Genomic DNA, 19132 nt, shown 5'->3' on the forward strand with positions numbered 1-19132 from the left:
CGAGAGCCCAGCCCCATGACGAGTGACACCCCCACCATCGACCCGCGCCTGACGAACCTCGACGGCTTCCGCGTCGAGATCGACGCCGAGCGCGAGCGTGCCGACGTGATCCTGGCGCGGCCGCCGATGAACGTCATCGCGATGCCCCAGCGCGACGAGATCCGGAAGGTGTTCGAGGCGCTGGACGAGGATCCCCGCGTGCGGGTCATCGTCCTGCGGGCGGAGGGCGAGCACTTCTCGTCGGGGGGCTACATCAAGGGCTTCCTCGACGCCTCGCCCGAACACGTCTCGAAGCTCGCCTGGAACATGGCGGCGCCGGCCCGCTGCTCGAAGCCCGTCATCGCCGCCAACCGTGGCTACACGTTCGGGGTCGGCTTCGAGATCTCGCTGGCCTGCGACTTCCGCATCGTCTCCGAGACCTGCCGCTATGCGCTTCCCGAACAGAAGCTCGGCCAGATCCCCGGTTCCGGCGGCTCGGCCCGGCTCCAGAAGATCGTCGGTATCACGCGGACGAAGGACATCGTGATGCGCTCGAAGCGCATCCCCGGCCGGCAGGCCCTCGACTGGGGCATCGCCACCGAATGCGTGCCCGACGCGGACCTGGAGAAGGCCACCGACGCCCTCGTGGAGGAACTGCGCGCCTTCTCGCCCATCGCCCAGCGCACTGCCAAGAAGCTCCTCAACGACACCGAGGACGCGAGCCTGTCCATCGCCATCGAGCTCGAGGGACACTGCTACAGCCGCCTGCGGCAGGCCGACGACTTCCGTGAGGGCGTCGAGGCGTTTCACGCCAAGCGCGCCCCGCGTTTCACCGGCTCCTAAACCCACCGCGCCGGGGGGCTGCAGGGCAGCTCCCCACACCCCCGTGACCCCCACGGCACCGCATCGATCCCGCCCCGGCGGGACACGATGGTGCGCGCCCTAATGGCCCCCGACCCAGAGCCCGAACCGGCCCCACCGCGGCAACGACCGCATCCCCCGGAGGAACCCCATGCAGACCGCCGCAACCTTCGCATCCGATCCCCCCGCTCACGCCAAGCCCACGGGCCGGCAAACGGCGACGGCCGCCATGGCCTCGCTGTTCGGCTGGGGGCTCGATCTCTTCGACCTGTTCATCCTGCTCTACGTGGCGCCCGTCGTCGGCGCCCTGTTCTTTCCGGCCGACAAGCCGATGCTATCGCTGGCCGGAGCCTATGCCTCCTTCGCGGTCACGCTGCTGATCCGGCCCCTTGGCTCGGCCCTGTTCGGCTCCTATGCGGACCGGTTCGGCCGGCGCCGCGCGCTCATGGTGGCGGTGACCGGGGTCGGCCTGTCGACGGCGGTCTTCGGCCTCCTGCCGACGGTCGGCCAGATCGGATGGCTCGCCACCGCGATCTTCCTAATCTTCCGCCTCGTCCAGGGCATCTTCGTCGGCGGCGTGGTCGCGGCGTCTCACACGATCGGGACGGAATCCGTCCCGGAGCGGTGGCGGGGGCTGATGTCCGGGGCGGTCGGCGGGGGCGGCTCGGCCATTGGCGGCCTGCTTGCCTCCCTGGTCTTCTACGTCGTCTCGCTCATGGCGCCGGGAGAAGCCTTCACCGAGTGGGGCTGGCGGCTGATGTTCTTCTCGGGTCTCCTGACCTCGGTGATCGGCCTGATCCTCTTCCGCAATCTCGAGGAATCCCCGATCTTCAAGGATCTCCAGGCCCGGAAGGCGGCGCTCCGGGCGGGTGCTCCGGCGGAGGGCTCTCCGATCCGCGCCCTGTTCTCGCCGTCCAACCGGCGAAGCTTCGTAGTCGCGACGCTCATCTCCTTCGGCGGAGGCGCGGCCTACTACCTCACGTCCGGCTACCTGCCGACCCTCCTCAAGCTCGTGAACGGCGTGCCGAACGCCACCGCCTCGATGATCCTGATCGGCGCCAACGTCGCGGCGGCGATCGGCGCCTGCGGCATGGGCGAACTGAGCCAGCATATCGGGCGCAGACGGTCGTTCCTCGTGATGGGCGTCATCCGCCTGCTCGCCTTTCCCGCCCTCTTCCTGACTATGGCGAACACGACGAGCCTCGTGGGGGTCGCAGCCTGCGCCTTCCTGCTGGCGCTCATTGCCAACGCCAGCTACGGGCCGCTGCTGATCTTCCTCAACGAAAAGTTCTCGACAGCGGTGCGGGCGACGGGCACGGGCCTGACCTGGAACATCGGCTTCGCGCTGGGCGGCATGCTGCCGACGCTCGTCTCCCTCGTTGCCGATGGGCCGACGCAGATCCCGATGGTGCTGACGCTCGTGATGACCGGGGTGACGCTCGTCTACCTCGTCGGCGCCTTTCTCACGCCAGAGACGCAGGGCAATCTCGACCGGGCCTGACGATACGGTTTTGCGCGGGCGGAGGCCTCCCATGACGAGTGATCCCCTCTGGACCTTCGCCTGCGCGTTCTACGGCCGGCCCGGCGTCGCCGCGGCCTGCCTCGCCCTCCAGGACGAGGGCGCCGCCGATGTGCCTCTGCTCCTGTACCTAATCTGGTGCGGGAGGACCGGACGAAGGCTGGACGCCTCGGCGCTCGCCGAAGCGGAAGACCGGATCGGCCCTTGGCGCGGACAGGTGATTATTCCCTTACGGGCGATCCGCCGGGCGATGCGGTCGGACCTCATGCCGGGCCAGGGGACGGAGGCGCTCCGGAGGCGGATCAAGCTCACGGAGATCGAGGCGGAGCGCCTCGCCCTCGCGGCTCTCTTCGAGGCTGCGCCGGTCCCGGATATGCCGGCGAGTTCGGGCGGCGAGGCGCTGGCCCTCTATGCCGCTCATCTCGGCCGGACCTGGCCGGAGGCACCGCTGCGGGTTCTCGCGACGGCGCTGGAGGGCTGATCGCTGGTCAGCCTTCTCCGCTCCGCCAACGCCGGACGCCGGGTGCGTCGATGTCGAACAGGTCAAGAACCCGCCCGATCGTATGGTCCACCATTTGGGCGAGGCTCTCCGGACGCGCGTAGAAGGCCGGAACCGGCGGGGCGATGATCGCCCCCATTTCCGAGAGCGCCGTCATGGTGCGGAGGTGGCCGGTGTGGAGGGGGGTCTCCCGCACCATCAGGACGAGGCGGCGGCGCTCCTTCAGGGTCACGTCGGCGGCCCGCGTCAGCAGGCCGGATGTGACGCCGGTCGCGATCTCGGCCTGGCTCCGCATGGAGCAGGGCGCCACGACCATGCCGCGGGTCCGGAAGGATCCGGAGGCGATCGAGGCGCCGATGTCCCCCTGGGCGTAGGTCTTGGCGGCCAGGGCGCGGACGTCGGCGACCTTGAGGTCGGTCTCATGGGCCAGCGTCACCTCGGCCGAGCGCGACATCACAAGATGGGCCGGGATTGCGAGGTCGCGCAGGATTTCCAGGAGACGGATCCCATAGATCACCCCCGAAGCACCCGAGATGCCGACCACGACGGGCAGCGGTGTCATCGTTCCTCCCGGCCGCAACGGGCACGGCGACGTTGCAGGTGACAGTATCGGGGTGTGCTCGCCCGTGTCGAATAACGTTGGCTGATCGCTGCCATCAGTCCGGGGGGCTCAACCGGTGATTATATGGGCCTGGAGTGCGGCCGCCGCCGCGTTCAACTCTTCCTCGAGGATGCCGATGAAGAGCTGCGCCGCATGGCTGAGCGGGTTTCGCGGATGGTGGATGATCACCAGTTCGCGGGCGATGCGCGGCTCTACGATGCGGTAGGCCTTGAGAGATCCGTCGGCGAGCTGACGGGTGACGGCAATGCTTGGAAGCACGGTGAAACGCGTCGAGCGCGCCACGAAGTCCGCGATCGCGGGGGGCAGGTCGAGTTCGAGCTTCGGGCTCAGGTTCACGTCCGCGGCGGTGACACGGCGGTCGAGTTCGACGCGCAGGCCGTGGCGGGTCGACGGCAGGATCAGGTCGAGGGCGGCGAGGTCCGCCATCCGGAGGGGCAGGGGCACCGGCAACGGTGTGTCGCGCCCGCCGACCACCACCATTTCCTCGTCGAGGAGGGGTGCCATGACGAGGCCGAGGCGTCGGGCCGGCCGGTTGATCACCGCGAGGTCGAGGGCGCCGCTGCCGACGCCCTCGATGAAGGTGCTGCTGTAGCCATCGGCCAGCGACAGCTCGACCTCTGGGTAGGCCGCCGCGAAGCGAGCGAGGACGCTGGGGATCACGCTCATCGACAGGGACGACAGGATGCCCGCCGTGACGCGGCCCGACACGGTTTGGGACAGGCGCGCCATGGCCGCCCGGGCCTCGGCGACATCCCGCTGGATCGGGTGGACCAGCCGGTGCAGCGTCCGGCCGGCGGCTGTCGGCACCATGGCCTTCGGCTGGCGGTCGAACAGGCGCTGGCCGAGTTCCCGTTCCAGCTTGGCGATCTGCATGCTGAGCGCGGGCTGGACGACGTTCATCCGCTGCGCGGCGCGGGTGACGCTGCCCTCCTCGAACAGGGCGACGAAGTAGGAGATCTGACGGAGATCCATACACGGGACCCAGGCGACACGAGCAACGCGCCAGAGGACCATGTGCGGGCCGGTCGGCGCAATTCAAACCGGCTGATGGGCGGCATCACCAATCGTTATTTTTCCCGCCTGCGGGAAGAGCTTAACGCTTCCTCCCCTGGCAAGCTTGGTTGAGATGATCCCGCCGTGAGGACAGCATGAACGCGCTCACCCCCGTTCGTTCCCTCCGCGACTGGCTCGATCGGCTGTCGGGGGATGGGCGCCTCGCCATCGCGCGGCCGGGAATCGGCTTGCGCCACGAGGCGGCGGCGGTGGCGAACCGCCTCGACGGCCGGCAGGCCAGCCTGTTTCCGCAGCCCGGGGGGCATCCAGGCACCATCGTCTCGGGCCTCGTGTCGAGCCGGGCCTGGATGGCGGAAGCCCTCGGCACCACGCAGGATCGCCTCGTCGCCCATTTCCAGCAGGCCGCCGCCCAGCCGCTCCCCTGGTACGAACGCAACTCCGCCCCCGCGCAGGAGGTCGTCCACCGGGAGGGACTCGACATCCTGAAGCTCCTGCCGGTGCCGACTCTGAACGAGCACGACAGCGGCCCCTACATCTCGGCGGGCCTGATGATCTCCCGGGACCCAGAGACCGGCCTGCAGAACGTCGCCATCCTGCGCTGCCAGATCAGCGGTCCGGACAGGATCGGCGTGCTGGTCCTGCCCCGGCATACCGACAATTTCTACCGCAAGGCCGAGGCCCAGGGCCGGGGCCTCGAAGTCGCCCTCGTGGTCGGCGTCGATCCCGCCTGCCTCCTCGCATCCCAGGCCATCGTGCCCCTCGGCCACGACGAGTTGGAGATCGCTGGGGCGCTCACCGGCCAACCCCTCGACGTGGTCAAGTGCCTGACGAACGGCGTGCGCGTTCCGGCGAACGCAGAGATCGTGATCGAGGGCCACCTCCTGCCCGAAATCCGCGAGCCCGAAGGGCCGTTCGGGGAGTTCCCGCAATATTACGGGGAGCGGGCCAAGCGGCACGTCATGCGGGTCGATGCGGTGACGCACCGGCGCGACCCGATCTTCCACATGATCGTCGGGGGCGGTCTGGAGCATCTGTTGCTGGGGGCGATCCCCCGCGAGGCCACGATCCTCGCGACGCTCCAGCGCAGCTTCCCCGGTGTCGAGGACGTGCATCTGTCCCTGGGGGGAGTCGGCCGTTACCACCTCTACGTCCGCCTGCGGAAGACGCAGGAGGGCGAGGCCAAGAACGTGCTGCTCGGGGCCTTCGCCGCCCACTACGACATCAAGCACGCCGTCGTGGTCGATACGGATGTCGACATCCACGCCCCGCGAGAAGTCGAATGGGCGGTCTCGACGCGGTTCCAGGCGGACCGAGACCTCGTCGTCATCCCTCACGCCCAGGGCTCGAAGCTCGATCCCTCGGGCCGCGAGGGGGTCGGCGCGAAGATGGGTCTCGACGCGACCGTTCCTCTCGACGCGCCCCCCATGAAATTCAAGCGCATCCGTGTTCCCGGCGAGGCCGAGGTCGATCTCGACGCGGTGCTCGCGTCCGGCGCCGACTGGCGCGCGGCGATCGGCTGATCCCGTGAACGCCTTGCCCGAAACGGTCGACGTGTTGATCGTCGGCGGGGGCTCTGCCGGCTGCGTGATGGCCCACCGGCTCTCCGCCGACCCGCGGCGCCGGGTGCTCCTCGTCGAAGCCGGCATCGATACACCGCCGGGCCGGGTGCCGGCGGAGATCCTCGACAGCTATCCGATGCCGCTGTTCCATGGCGACACCTACATCTGGCCGGGGCTCGACGCGGCGGTCACCCGCGACTCCCGCGGTCGCATGCGGCGGCGGGCCTACGAGCAGGGCCGGGTGATGGGCGGCTCGTCCAGCATCAATGTCCAGGCGGCCAACCGCGGGCTGCCCCGCGATTACGAGGCCTGGGCCGCGCTCGGCGCCGAGGGCTGGGCCTGGGACGACGTGCTGCCGTATTTCCGCAGGCTCGAGACCGACCTCGATTGCGGCGGTCCGCTGCACGGCCATGATGGGCCGCTCCCGATCCGGCGCATCCTGGAGCCCGCATGGCCCCCCTTCGCCCATGCGGTCGCCCGCGCCTTCGATGCGACGGGGCTGCCCCGGCGCGTCGATCAGAACGGCGAGTTCGAGGATGGGATCTTCCCGCCGGCCTTCTCCAACCGGGACGACGCGCGGGTCTCGGCCGCCGCCGCGTATCTGGACGAGGGGACGCGGGCCCGGCCGAATCTCACCATCGCCGCCGGCCTCGAGGTCCGTTCGCTGGTGATGGACGGGCGCCGCGCGACCGGGGCCGTGCTGCGGCGGGGCGACGGATCCGAGCAGCAAGTGAGCGCCGCCTCCGTAGTCCTGTGCGCCGGCGCTCTTCAATCGCCGGTGCTCCTCCTGCGTGCCGGGATCGGCCCGGGCGATGCGCTTTCCGCCTGCGGGATACCCGTCCGGCTGGATCGTTCGGGCGTCGGCGAGAACCTGCGGGACCATCCCGCTTTGACGATGGCCCAGGTCCTTCCCCGCTCGCTCCGGCTGCCCGAGACCTTCCGGCGCGCGAGCTTGCTGGCCCTGCGCTATACGTCCGGCCATCCCGGAGGCTGCGCCTCCGATATGTATCTCACCGCCTCCGCCCGTGCCGGCTGGCACGCCCTCGGCGGACGCCTCGCGCTCTACTTCCTCTGGGTGAACCAGCCTCACTCGGTCGGGCGCCTGCGTCTCGATCCGGCGAACCCGTCCGGCCCGCCCGACATCGACCTCGGCCTGCTCTCGGATCGCCGCGACCTCGAACGCCTCGCCTCGGGGATTCGGCTGCTCAGCGACCTCGTGGTCTCGCCCACGCTGAACCCCCGCTCAGACGACCTATTCCCCGCGAACTATTCGCCGCTGATCCGCCGGTTGAGCGCCATCTCCCCTCGCAACCGGCGGCTCACCGGCCTCCTCGCCCCCGTGTTCGATGCACCGGCCATGCTGCGCGCCCCGCTGCTGCGCGCCGTCTTAGGCCACGCTTGGGCGACAGTGCTCCAAGACGATGGCGCTCTCGACGACTTTGTCCGGGACAACGTCTTCGGGGTCTGGCATGCGAGCGGCACGTGCCGCATGGGCCGGGCCGACGATCCCGGCGCGGTGGTCGACCCGGGGGGGCGCGTCATCGGAACCGAGAACCTGTCCGTCGCCGACGCATCGGTGATGCCCCGCCTTCCTAGCGCAAACACGAACGTCCCGACCTTGATGATTGCGGAAAAGATCGCGGAGAGCATGATGGTAGAGATGGGATGATCCCTCTCGACACATTCGGCACCTTTGCGGTGGCCGACTTACGGCTGGAATACCGTTTCGTCGGTCCGCAGCCGGACTTGGCGCCGACGCTGGTGTTGCTTCATGAGGGTCTCGGTTCTGCCACGCAGTGGGGCCCGCTGCCGGAAATTCTGGTCGAGAAGACCGGATGCGGTGTCCTGGCTTTCTCGCGGCAGGGCTATGGGGCCTCGAGTCCGGTGCCTCTGCCCCGCCGGGCCGACTTTCTCGAACAGGAAGCCTGCACCATACTTCCCCAGGTCTTCGACCTCGCGGGACTGCGAAGCGGCCTGCTGATCGGCCATTCCGATGGCGCCTCGATCGCGGCCCTCGCGTTGGCGGAGGGCGACATCCGCGTGCGGGGCGGCGTCCTCATCGCGCCCCATTTTTTCGTCGAGGAGGCGACGCTGGCCGGGGCCCGACGGGCCCGGGACGCCTACGACAAGGGCGATCTGAAGGTCCGTCTCGGCCGTCGGCATACCGATGTCGAGGGCGCCTTTCGCGGCTGGAACGACGCTTGGTTGGATCCGGCTCGGCGCGGATGGACAATCGAGACAGCCCTCACGCGATGGAGCGTCCCGGCAATCGTCATCCAGGGAACGAAGGATGCTTACGGAACCAAGGCCCAGATTGCTGCCGCTCGCAGACTTTGCCCCGCCGGTCTGCTGACTGTTTATGAGATGCCGAATGTTGGGCATCACCCACATCGCGAAGCGTTGGCAGAAACTGCCGACGTCATCGCTCGATTCATCACCCATGTCTTGAGCAGAGATTAAGTCTTTACAAGACAATGTTTGATTGGCCTTGAAACACGCTGTCGCGAGCCCGGGTGCCGGCCCCTTTCCCGTGGGGAGGTGCAGGAGACGGTGTCAGGTTCGTAGACAGGATTATTTGGAATCACCTACCTCCCAGGCCTCATCCAGATCGAGCTTTCCGAATCCGGGCGAGGACAAAGCCCAGCCGTGGTACTGGGCACGTTCGCCCACGTTGCCGCCTGACAGCTTTCGACGCGTTCGCGTCCTCGACGGAATGACCGGATTGGATCGGGTAAGACGCTGTCCGTTGTTCCAGCAAGCCCCCTCCAAAGCAGATGGGGTGGATGGCTCCCGCTCCGACTGACGGCATCTCGGTGCCAAGATGAGGTTGCTGTCGAAACAGCAGCCACGCTCATGCAGGAGCCATCCCCATGGAGATCACCACCGTCGGCATCGATCTGGCCAAGAGCATCTTTCAGGTTCACGCCGTCGATTCAGCTGGGCACGTCGTCGTGCGCAAGGCCTTGAGGCGGGCGCAGGTCGTGCCGTTCTTCGCCAAGCTGCCGCGATGCCTGGTCGGCATGGAGGCGTGCGGCACAGCGCATCACTGGGCCCGGGAGCTCATGAGCCTCGGCCATGACGTGCGGCTGATGCCGCCGGCTTACGTGAAGCCGTACGTCAAGCGCGGCAAGACCGATGCGAACGACGCCGCTGCCATCTGCGAGGCGGTGACGCGCCCCAGCATGCGGTTCGTGCCGGTGAAGTCGACCGAGCAGCAGGCGGCGCTGGCGCTACACCGGGCGCGCGACCTGCTGGTCAAACAACGCACGCAGCTGGTGAACATGATCCGAGGCCTGCTCGCCGAGTTTGGGATCGAGATGGCGCGGGGCCTGCGGCACGCGCTCGAACTGGCGGCCCGACTCTCGGCCGGAGACGCGGCCGAGGTGCCGCCGCTCGCCCAGCGCGTGGTGACCGGGTTGGCCGATCAGATCGGTGCCTTGCAGATCCAACTCACCCGACTTGAGAAGGAGTTGCTGGCCTGGCATCGGGACAGCGACCTGTCGCAGCGCCTGGCGACGATCCCGGGTGTCGGCATCGTCTCGGCAACCGCGTTGGCCGTCTCGGTGAGCGAGCCCGAACGCTTCCGCTCCGGTCGGCAGTTCGCGGCCTCGTTGGGCCTGACACCGCTGCAGAACTGCAGTGGCGGCAAGGAGCGCCTGGGCCGGATCTCGCGCATGGGCGACCGCTACCTGCGCCGCCTGCTCGTAGTCGGCATGACCTCTCTGATCCGCCGCACGAAGGCGACGCCGACCTCGGTCGACCCGCGGTTGCCGACGCTACTGCAGCGCAAGCCGGTGCGCGTGGTGACCGTGGCGGCGGCCAATCGCACGGCGCGGGTCGCCTGGGCGATCATGACCCGCGGCGGCACCTACCGCGCACCGGCGGCCAGGGCTGCCTGACAGCACGCAGAGGAGACGTTTCCAGGTTGCGAGGACGATGAGAGTTGATGGCGAACCGGTCAGACCGGGAGCCGGGACACCGCGCCGAACGTCCAGGGCATCATAGCCCGCAAAGCAGAGTGGGACCCAGCTCGCGGATACCATCAGGGCCAGCGGTCAACATGAACGACTGCATCGACAGGCCGGACACAAGACTGCACCCGACCAACGCGTCAGAAGCTCAATTCGCCACTTGCAATGCGGGAGCCATCCACACAAGACGGCCGCTTTCGGCCAGTTCCAGCCCCGCCGGTGGACATTCTTGAACGTCCGCAGAGGGTGGTTTTCTGCCCACCCGCTTCCGCGCGGTGATAGGGCGGAAGCGGACAATTGAGAGGCGGGTCAGCAACTGTGCCGCCTGCGTCGATAGGATCGTGTCAGGCGGCGCGGACAGTTGCGAGGAAGCGGGCGACCTCGGCGCCGAGATGCTCGGATTGCCGCGACAGCTCCGAGGCCGCCGACAGGACCTGCCCGGCCGCAGCCCCAGTCTCTTCCGAAGCCTGCGCCACGCCGGCGATGTTGCCCGTCACCTCGTTGGTGCCCGCCGAGGCCTGCGCCACGTTGCGCACGATCTCCTGGGTCGCCGCGCCCTGCTGCTCGACCGCCGCCGCGATCGAGGTCGCCACGCTGTCGATCTCCCGGATCCGCCCCGTGATCCCGCCGATCGCCGTCACCGCCTGCGCGGTCACGCCCTGGACCTCGCCGATCTGGCGCGCGATCTCCTCGGTCGCCTTGGCGGTCTGCTCGGCCAGCGCCTTCACCTCGGTGGCCACCACCGCGAAACCCCGACCCGCGGCGCCCGCCCGCGCCGCCTCGATCGTGGCGTTGAGCGCCAGGAGGTTGGTCTGGCCGGCGATGCCCGAGATCATCCCGACCATGTCGCCGATCCGCGCCGCGTTCTGGCTGAGCGCCTGGACGAGGTGGGCGGTCTGGTCGGCCTCGCCGACCGCGGCCTGGGCGAGATGGGCCGAGCCCTGCACCTGCCGGCCGATCTCCTGCACGGACGAGCCGAGTTCCTCGGCGGCGGCCGCGACCGTGTTGACGTTGGTCGAGGCTTCTTCCGCGGCCGCGGCCACGCTGGTCGATTGCGCGGCGGTCTCCTCGGCGGTGGCGGTCATCTGCTGGGCGGTGGCCTGGAGCTCGGTGGCCGAGGACGAGACCAGGCCGACGATCCCGCCGACCGCGCGCTCGAAGCCGTCGGCGAGCTCGATCATGGTGCGCTTGCGCTCGGCGGCCGCGGCCTCGTCGGCGCGGCGCTTCACCTCGGCCTCCTCGGCGGCCTTGCGGGCGACCATGGCCTTGATGCCCTCGACCGCCTGGCCGACGGCGCCGATCTCGTCGCCGCGGGCGGCCTCGCGGATCTCGGCGTCGACCTCGCCGCGGGCCATCCGCTGCAGCACCCCCACCAGGCTGCCCAGCGGGCGGGTGATGCCGGCGATCGTCACGAAACCTGCGGCCAGAAGTCCTGCAAGTAAGCCGAGGGCACTGAACAACATCAGGCTGTAGCGGGTAGCGTTGGTCTGATCCGTCAGATCGTTCGAGCCTTTCTCCATAGCGGCCGTGATATCATCCCCGAGCTTCCCTCCCTCTTGTACCATCGCGGAGAAAGTCGGATCGATCGCGCGATGGACCAGGGCGATGGCTTCAGCGTTCTGATTCGCGGTACCGAGCCGGCGGACCTCGGTCACGTCACGCACGTACTGATCAAGACGTGCAGCCTGATCGGCGATGCGCTGTGAAAAGGCAGGCGGCGCCAGCTCACGCAGCTCCGCGAGTTCTCTAGTCATCTTCGGCGTTGCCGATCTGAAGCCTTCGTCGGCAGCCTTCATCTGCGCATCTTCGGTCTCGGCGATGATACGATAGACCCAGTAGTTCAATTCAAACATATAACGGTTGACACGGCGGGCCGATGAAACAGCTTTGGCATCGTGATCGACAAAGCGCGTGTAGGCATCATCGATCTGGGTCATGCGTGACTGCGCGAACCAGACGCAACCTGCAATCATAAATCCTATCAGCGCGACAACGCCAAGTAGTTTATTCAGAATTTTGACGTTCGACAGGAATGACATCGGATCGCGTCCTCGTTTCGAAGACAATTGGGTCAGTGAGGTTAATAAATATCTACGTTGACGAATGCGTACCATTGCCGAGGTCTCTGGGGAGATTAGCGGCATGGCAAAAATCGCTGAAACGTCTGCTTACAGAGATGACCGTGAGGGTACTCGTTCGTCCGTTCTGGGTCGGTCTCGGGATAGCCGCTCTGGATGGTCTTCCGCTCGGCCGCTTCCGAGCTACGCGGGCGCCGTAGCGGACGTCGACGCCCACCCACCTTCAAGCCTCAGAAGCCGTTCGCTGGGTCGGAGGCATCGTCCGACGTGCTCTGGATCCGCGATGCCGAGACCCTGCAGTAAGTCTACCTCACACCGGCCTTCGAGACGATCTACGGCCTCGGCCGCGAGGCGGCGAGGGGCGACGACAACCTGACGGGTTGGCTCGACCTGATCGTACCCGAGGATCGCGAGATCGCCCTCGCTAGCTTCGAGGCGGTGCGCGCCGGTGAGCGTGTCTCGTTCGAGTACCGTATCCGGCGCCCCCAGGACGGCACGGTACGCTGGTTGCGCGACACGGACTGTCCGATGCGAGATGCGGAAGGACGGGTGTGCTGGATCGGTGGGGTCGGCCGCGACGTCACCGAAGAGAAGGCCGCGGTCAACCGCCAGGAGGTGCTGGTCAACGAGTTGCAGCACCGTGCCCGCAACCTGCTCGGCGTGATCACCGCTGTGGCGGGCCGAACGGTGAAGCAGGGGGGCTCGGTCGAGGCGTTCGAGGAGCGAATGCAGGCGCTGAGCCGGGCACAGGGGCTGCTGAGCACGGGGGGCAGCGACACGGTTGCGGTCGGCGCCTTGGTCCGAGCCGAGTTGGCCGCGCACGTCGATGAGCTCTCGGATCGTATTGCCGTCTCGGGACCGGACGTACGTCTCAGCGCGCGGCAAGTGCAGAACTTCGCGCTCGCCCTGCATGAGCTGACCACCAACGCGGTCAAGTGCGGAGCCCTGAAGATCGGCGTCGGCCAGCTCTCCGTAGAGTGGGAGATCATCTCGGGCGAGCCCGGTCGCCGGAGGCTGGCCTTAAACTGGATCGAGAGCGGCGTCGATGTGCGGCCGGCCGAGGTGACGCGCCGAGGCTACGGCACCGAGCTGATCCAAGAGGCACTGGCCTACGCCCTCGACGCCGACGTGCGTTACGCCCTGGGCGAGGACGGCGTGCGCTGTCGCATCGAGATGCCTATCAACTAACCTGCATTCAGGCAGACCCGCTCGGCTGGGGTATCCTCACGATCGCTGATCACTGCAAGAGGTCGCCCATGTCCGCCCCGGCCCGACCGCTCGATGGTCGACGTATCCTCGTCGTCGAGGACGAGTATCTCATCGCTTCGGAGATGAAGCGCTGGCTGCAGCGCGCCGGAGCCGAAGTTGCTGGACCTGTACCGAGCGTAGAGCGGGCCCTCGATCTCATCGAGGACAGCACCATCGACGCTGCGGTTCTTGACCTCAACCTCGGCGACCGAGGCACGGCGCTCCCGATCGCGGACCGGCTCGGTGCCCTCGGCGTCCCTCATCTGTTCGCGACCGGCGACGTCCGGGCTTCACAAGAGGGGGCCTACGCCGACCGGCCGAGGCTGGAGAAACCGTATCTTGAGGCGGAGCTGGTAAGCGCGGTCGTGAAGCTCACCGCCTCTGCTGAGGCGGTTCGATGAGGTTCATCGCGACTGCGTCACCCTCCGACGGCGACGCGCCTGCGTGAGAACGGGTCGCTTAACGCCTGCGCCCCGTCCCGAGCCGAGGGTGCCGCGGTGTCAGCGAAGGGCCGCTCGGGAGAAGCGCCGATTTCGGTCCGGATGGCTGGGCCGGATGGTTAGGAGGCCGTCCGCTGTTCCAGCAGACCTCTTCCGAAGCGGACAGACGGCTTCCGGCCGTCTCCCGCCGGGGCCGACGGCCCTCAGAGCGCGTCAGATCGATGGATTCGTGCCGTTCCGGTTACGGGCGTCGAGCCTGGAAACCGGACGCGCGTCGTTCGGCAGACCTCGGCCGATGACTTCTGATCCGCTTCGCAGCTCGGGCTGCAGGGAAGCAGACATCGCAGGCCAGCACCGAACAGGCCGGCGTCCACCGTCTCTACCGGGCCGGGGGCACGACCTTCTTGCGCCTGCTCTTCCAGGTCTCAGGCCCGTCGTCAGCCGCGCCCGCACGCGCGCTCGAGGCCAAATCCGTCCGGGACAGCCTCCATCAGGCGCTCGGCAATCCTCGCCGATCGGCCGGCGGTCAGACGGACCTTGCCGAGGACGGTGGCGAAAGCGTCCGGCCCCTCCGCAGCGACCCGGCGCTCGTCAAAGCCCTCGAGCTCGCGGCAGGCGGCCGCGAGATCCCGGAAGCCGATCATGCCGGCCGCCGAGGCCAGCGAGTGCCCGCGGCGCCGGAGCAGGGCGCGGTCGGCCTCGCCGTCCACGCTGCCGAGGAAGGCGGCGTCGAGTTCGTTCACAAGGATGCGCAGGATCTCGCGGTTGCGGGGCGGCGGAAGGTATTTGAGGACCTCGCGATAGGCAGCCTCGTCGAACGGCATGCCCCCTTCGTCGGGTGGGGCCGCGGACCCGACGGGAGTCTCTTCCTTCGAGCGCGGGCCGTGCGGCAGCCAGCGCTCCAAGGCGGCGTGGAGCCCATCGCGGTCGAAGGGCTTGCCGACATGATCGTCCATCCCGGCCTCCCTGAAGGCGGCAACCTGCTCGGGTAGGACGTTCGCCGTCATAGCGATGACGGGCAGGCGAGCCTCGGGTCCGGGCAGCCCGCGGATCAGCCGCGTGGCCGTCATGCCGTCCATGCCGGGCATCTGGACGTCCATCAGGACGAGATCGAAAGCCCTTTCCCGCACGGCGCGCACGGCAGCCTCACCATCGCCGGCCGTCTCGACGCTGTGGCCGGCGTCTCGAAGGACGGCCTGCGCCACCTCCCGGTTGATCTCGGAATCGTCGACGAGGAGCAGGCGACCGGGGCGGCAGCGGCTTGGTGCGAGCGGCTGCGACGCCTGCGGCCGCGGCTCCGCCGCCCGCGGCAGGCGAAGGGTGAACCAGAAGGTCGAGCCGGCACCGTCGACCGAAGAGAACCCGATCTCGCCGGCCATGAGCTCGATCAGGCGCTTGCAGATGGCGAGGCCGAGGCCGGTCCCGCCGTAGTCCCGGTGAATGGAGCCATCGACTTGGCTGAAACGCTGGAACAGCCGGTGTTGCTTGTCGGCGGGGATGCCGATCCCGGTGTCGACGACGGAGAAACGCACGCGATCGTCGGCCATGACGCCCCGCTCCGGGGCGACGCTGAGGGTGACGGAGCCCGCCTCGGTAAACTTCACCGCATTGTTGAGCAGATTGAGCAGCACCTGACGCAGGCGGTTGCCGTCGCCCAAGACCCAGCCAGGCAGGCCGTCGTCGATGTGCGTGCGGACCTCAAGCCCCTTGGCGTCGGCGAGCGCGCGGACCATGGCCGCGCTGTCCTCGGCGAGGGAGGCCAGCGGGAAGGGCCGCTCGACGAGCTCGACCGCGCCGGCTTCCACCTTGGAGAAGTCGAGGATGTCGTTGACGACCGTGAGCAGTGCCGCGCCGGAGGAGCGGACCATCTCGGCCTGCCGTCGGGCGACGGCGTCGAGCCGGCCGGACGCCAGCATCAGGTCAGTGAACCCGATGACGGCGTTCAACGGCGTGCGGACCTCGTGGCTCATCGAGGCCAGGAAGTCCGTCTTCGCCTGGTTCGCCCGCTCGGCCTCGGCGCGAGCCCGCTCAGCCGTGGCCTTCGCCTCCGCGAGCGCGATCTCCGCCTCTTTCCGCGCGGTGATGTCGAGGGTGAGCCCGATCACGCGGACGATCGTTCCCGAAGCGTCGGCCTCGACCCTGCCGATGGCGGTGATCCACCGCGTCCCGCCCTCCGCCAGGGGCACCCGGAACTCGGTGGTGTAGCCCCCGCCGGTCTCCACCGCCCGCGCGAGGTCGGCGAGGACGTGCCCGACGTCGTCGGGATGGGCCAGGGGCTTCCACTCGCGCTCGACGTCGAGCTCGACATCGTCGGCCGGGAGCCCGTGTTGGCGTGCGCACTCGGCGGAGAACAGTGCCCGGCCGGTCCCGACGTCGTAACTCCAGGTGCCGGCCTGCGCCGCCTGCATCTCGGCGGCGTGGCGGCGACGCTCGCTCAAGTCCATGGCGATGCCGAGGAAGCCGAGTTCCCGACCGTCCTCCGCCAGGAGCAGGCTGACGTTGAGCAGCACAGGCCGACGCGCGCCACCTTTCGTCACGTACGTCCATTCCCGAGGGTCGGGCTGCCCGCTCCGCGCCTTGGCGACGAAGACCTCGAAGCCCGGCTCGATGGGCCGACCAAGGTCCAGCGACAGGACACGGGCTCGGTCGGTGACCTCGGCGACATCGTGGAAAACGGCGGGCGACGTACGGCCGACCATCTCGTCGGCGCCGTAGCCGAGCAGGCGCTCGGCGGCCGGGTTGAACAGGGTGATGGTGCCCCGCATGTCCGTAGCGATGACGGCGTATCCCGCGTGGTTGAGGATAGCCCTCTGCAGCGCCGACCCCGCGTGGAACGCGGCGGTCCTCTCGGCCACTTGAACTTCGAGGGACGCGTTAGCCGCCTGGATGCGCTCCTCGGCGGCCGCCTGCTCGGAGACATCCCGCGTCACTGCGGAAATGCCGGCGACGGACCCGTCGGGGGTACGGATGGGCGAGACCGTGACCAGGGCCGGGAACACGCAACCGTCCTTCCGCATCCGGAGCGTCCGGAATGCCGGCACGGCCTCCCCGCGTTCCACGCAGGCGAGCGCCTCGCGCTCCTCGTCGCGGAGATGGGCTGGCACGAAGAGGTCGGTTGCCCGCCTGCCGACCGCATCGGCGGCGCAGTGGCCGAAGAGGCGCTCCGCCGCGGGGTTCCAATCCGTGACGACGCCATCGATGGTCTCGCCGACGATGGCGTCGTCCGCGTTCTCGACGATGGCGGCGAGGCGGGCCTTCTCGAGGGCCGCGAGCACATCGCGGCGCCGGCCGGCGAGGCGCAGGTGGACGAGCCCGGACAGAAGCAGCGTCCCGACGAGGAGGCGGGCAGCCATGCTCACCGGCGAGACCAGGTGCAGCCCCGCCACGAAGGCCGGCCGCGCGGCGACGTCGACCTCCCAGGTGCGCCCGTAGACGGAGAACTGCTGCGTCGCCGCCGGTTGAGCCGTCGGCCCGGTTTCTCCGCTGCTGTCGGCGTAGAAACGGACGCTCGCGTCGGGGGAGACGTCCTTGATGGCGATGTCGAGTTCGTCGGGTGCGATGTCGAGTCCTGCCAGCACCTCGTCGATGACGAGGGCCGCATAGGTCCACCCCATCGTCGCCGCACGCCGCTCGTCGGGCGTAGCGGCGGGCACCTCCGGGCGGAGCACCGGCAGGAACAGCAGGAAACCCCGTTCCCTCATCCCGGTCGCCTGCACGAGGGTGATGGGCGCCGTCAGTGTCGCGAGCCCCGTCTCCATGGCGCGGAGGGCGGCGCCGCGCCGATGCGGCTCCGACGCGATGTCGAGTCCGATGGCCTCGCGATTGAGCGCATGCGGCTCGATGAACTCGATGACCCAGCGCTCGCCGTCGTGCGGCGCGAGTTGCTGGACGCGGAAGTCAGGCGCTCCGTCCGTCCGCGCCGCGGAGGTGTAGGCGGCCTCCTTGGCGGCGGGAACCCGCCTGACGAAACCGAAACCGCGCGCGCCCGGAAATTCCTTGGCGATGTCGCGTGTCGCGGCATAGCGGCGGAAATCCTCCCGGCTCGCGCCGGTTCGGATGGTCGCGACGATGGCGCCGCGGGCCCCGCGGACCCCGTACTCGTAGCGGGCGACGCGCCGCTCGATCAGGGAGGCGACGCGGGAGGCGGCGGCCTGGATCCGTTCCGAGGCGACCCGGGCGTTCCAGGCCTGCGTCCACCGGGCGGCTCCGAGCGCGACCAGGACGCCGAGGACGGCCAGCGTCAGCGCCGCGACGTGGGGAGCCGGAATCCGGGCCGACCGGCCGAGGAATGAGAGACTCCCCGGGCCGGAGACGACCTCGGGCACGCGCGAACCCGTCCTGTTCGATGACATCGCCGACCTCCCCCCGAAGGTCGCGGCTGCGCCGCTTGTGTCCGCCCGCATCTGGCTCGCGCAGCGCGCTGGACGAACACGATGACGTTACGGGCGCCATGCCGCGGGGACCAGTAGGCCTGATGGGCGTATCTCGCGACCAGGATAGGCCACCTGGGCTATCGCGGCGGGAACCGGACAGGGATGGGCAGCATCGCAGGCAACGCCGTCGTCGCTGATGACGACCCGTTCTTCCGCATCGCCCTCGCCAGCATCCTCACGGGTTCGCTCGGGTTCTCCGAGGTGCATCAGGCCGGTTGCCTCGACGGCGCGCTCGAGGCGCTCTCCGAGCGGACGGATGTTCGCGTCGCCCTATTCGATCTCTCGATGCCCGGCATGCAGAGCGCGGCCAGCCTCGCCGCCGTCCGCGAATGCCACCCGGACGTGCTCGTCATCGTGGTCTCCGGATCGACCGACCGCGACGACGTCCTGCTCGCCCTGCGGGCCGGCGTGCACGGCTTCGTGGAGAAGGGGACCTCGGTCGAGGCTCTCGTCAAAGCCCTTCGGATGGTGTTCGAAGGGCTGGTTTACGTGCCGCCCTTCGTCACTAAGGTGAGCGGCGCTGACGGTCTGTCGAGGCCGGACCCGGCCGCGTGGCGGGAAGCCGCCCGCGATCCGACCGCCGGGCTGACCCCGAGGCAGAGGCAGGTACTCGACCTGATCGGGACCGGGCTGTCGAACAAGGAGATCGCGCGGGCCCTCTCACTCGGAGAGGGCACCGTGAAGATCCACGTGGCGGCCCTCCTCCGAACGCTCGGCGTCCCCAACCGGGCGGCGGCGGCGGCATGGGGCGGCGCGAAGATGGCCTGGACGCCGGCACAACCGTAAGCCGACCGGCCCGAATGAAGGCCGACGCGCCATCGGCACCGGCTTCCCACCAGGGCAGTGGAAAGACGATCGAGCGCCGTGGTCCGGGTCCCGAGGGGGCGGCGATCCATGGGCTGAAGTTCG

14 protein-coding genes and 1 pseudogene are annotated in these 19132 nt (G+C 68.9%); 11 read left to right on the forward strand and 4 right to left on the reverse strand.

Features of this window, described 5'->3' with window-relative positions; translation table 11 throughout:
- The first annotated feature begins 15 nt into the window (after positions 1-15).
- The 3 genes from ACLBXO_RS02170 (at position 16) to ACLBXO_RS02180 (ending at position 2840) form a co-directional block, all read left to right on the forward strand.
- Positions 16-822: an enoyl-CoA hydratase/isomerase family protein gene (locus ACLBXO_RS02170; RefSeq protein ID WP_029357553.1), complete on the forward strand. Its 807-nt coding sequence runs from the start codon at positions 16-18 to the stop codon at positions 820-822.
- A gap of 169 nt (positions 823-991) precedes the next feature.
- Positions 992-2341 (forward strand): MFS transporter, encoded by a 1350-nt coding sequence (locus tag ACLBXO_RS02175; protein WP_447684356.1) that lies wholly within the window; start codon positions 992-994, stop codon positions 2339-2341.
- Between the two features lie 31 nt (positions 2342-2372).
- Entirely contained in the window at positions 2373-2840 is a 468-nt protein-coding gene (locus ACLBXO_RS02180) for a TIGR02444 family protein (RefSeq protein WP_447684357.1), read from the forward strand.
- 7 nt (positions 2841-2847) lie between these two features.
- Here the strand turns inward: ACLBXO_RS02180 and ACLBXO_RS02185 are convergent, their stop codons facing one another.
- Both ACLBXO_RS02185 and ACLBXO_RS02190 read right to left on the reverse strand, forming a co-directional pair.
- A complete protein-coding gene (locus tag ACLBXO_RS02185; protein ID WP_447684358.1) occupies positions 2848-3420 on the reverse strand; it encodes a UbiX family flavin prenyltransferase in 573 nt (190 codons plus the stop codon).
- Positions 3421-3528: 108 nt separating this feature from the next.
- Entirely contained in the window at positions 3529-4452 is a 924-nt protein-coding gene (locus ACLBXO_RS02190) for a LysR family transcriptional regulator (protein WP_447684359.1), read from the reverse strand.
- Between the two features lie 176 nt (positions 4453-4628).
- Here ACLBXO_RS02190 and ACLBXO_RS02195 point away from each other — a divergent pair, with 176 nt between their 5' ends.
- The 4 genes from ACLBXO_RS02195 (at position 4629) to ACLBXO_RS02210 (ending at position 9952) form a co-directional block, all read left to right on the forward strand.
- Positions 4629-6014 (forward strand): UbiD family decarboxylase, encoded by a 1386-nt coding sequence (locus ACLBXO_RS02195; RefSeq protein WP_447684360.1) that lies wholly within the window; start codon positions 4629-4631, stop codon positions 6012-6014.
- A gap of 4 nt (positions 6015-6018) precedes the next feature.
- The gene (locus ACLBXO_RS02200; protein WP_447684361.1) at positions 6019-7722 is read left to right on the forward strand and encodes a GMC family oxidoreductase; all 1704 of its coding nucleotides are present in this window, start codon (positions 6019-6021) and stop codon (positions 7720-7722) included.
- A complete protein-coding gene (locus ACLBXO_RS02205; protein ID WP_447684362.1) occupies positions 7719-8513 on the forward strand; it encodes an alpha/beta fold hydrolase in 795 nt (264 codons plus the stop codon). Before ACLBXO_RS02200 ends, ACLBXO_RS02205 begins: the two co-directional genes overlap by 4 nt.
- Before the next feature lie 410 nt (positions 8514-8923).
- Entirely contained in the window at positions 8924-9952 is a 1029-nt protein-coding gene (locus tag ACLBXO_RS02210) for an IS110 family transposase (RefSeq protein WP_447684363.1), read from the forward strand.
- Positions 9953-10368: 416 nt separating this feature from the next.
- On the opposite strand, the gene ACLBXO_RS02215 is transcribed toward ACLBXO_RS02210, so the two are convergent.
- Positions 10369-12063 (reverse strand): methyl-accepting chemotaxis protein, encoded by a 1695-nt coding sequence (locus ACLBXO_RS02215; protein WP_447684364.1) that lies wholly within the window; start codon positions 12061-12063, stop codon positions 10369-10371.
- 354 nt (positions 12064-12417) lie between these two features.
- On the opposite strand from ACLBXO_RS02215, the pseudogene ACLBXO_RS02220 reads away from it, so the two are divergent.
- The 3 genes and pseudogenes from ACLBXO_RS02220 to ACLBXO_RS02230 all read left to right on the forward strand — a co-directional run.
- A pseudogene (locus ACLBXO_RS02220) lies at positions 12418-12696 on the forward strand (PAS domain-containing protein); the annotation flags it as partial.
- Between the two features lie 21 nt (positions 12697-12717).
- Positions 12718-13290 (forward strand): HWE histidine kinase domain-containing protein, encoded by a 573-nt coding sequence (locus ACLBXO_RS02225; protein ID WP_447684407.1) that lies wholly within the window; start codon positions 12718-12720, stop codon positions 13288-13290.
- A 68-nt stretch (positions 13291-13358) separates the two neighbouring features.
- Positions 13359-13751 carry a response regulator gene (locus tag ACLBXO_RS02230; RefSeq protein WP_447684365.1) on the forward strand — a complete coding sequence of 131 codons (393 nt, stop codon included), beginning with the start codon at positions 13359-13361 and terminating at the stop codon, positions 13749-13751.
- 476 nt (positions 13752-14227) lie between these two features.
- Here ACLBXO_RS02230 and ACLBXO_RS02235 read toward each other — a convergent pair whose 3' ends face one another.
- Entirely contained in the window at positions 14228-18142 is a 3915-nt protein-coding gene (locus tag ACLBXO_RS02235; RefSeq protein ID WP_447684366.1) for a CHASE domain-containing protein, read from the reverse strand.
- A 183-nt stretch (positions 18143-18325) separates the two neighbouring features.
- On the opposite strand from ACLBXO_RS02235, the gene ACLBXO_RS02240 reads away from it, so the two are divergent.
- Positions 18326-19009 (forward strand): response regulator, encoded by a 684-nt coding sequence (locus ACLBXO_RS02240; protein ID WP_447684367.1) that lies wholly within the window; start codon positions 18326-18328, stop codon positions 19007-19009.
- Positions 19010-19132 lie beyond the last annotated feature (123 nt).

This window comes from Methylobacterium sp. C33D (assembly GCF_053345825.1).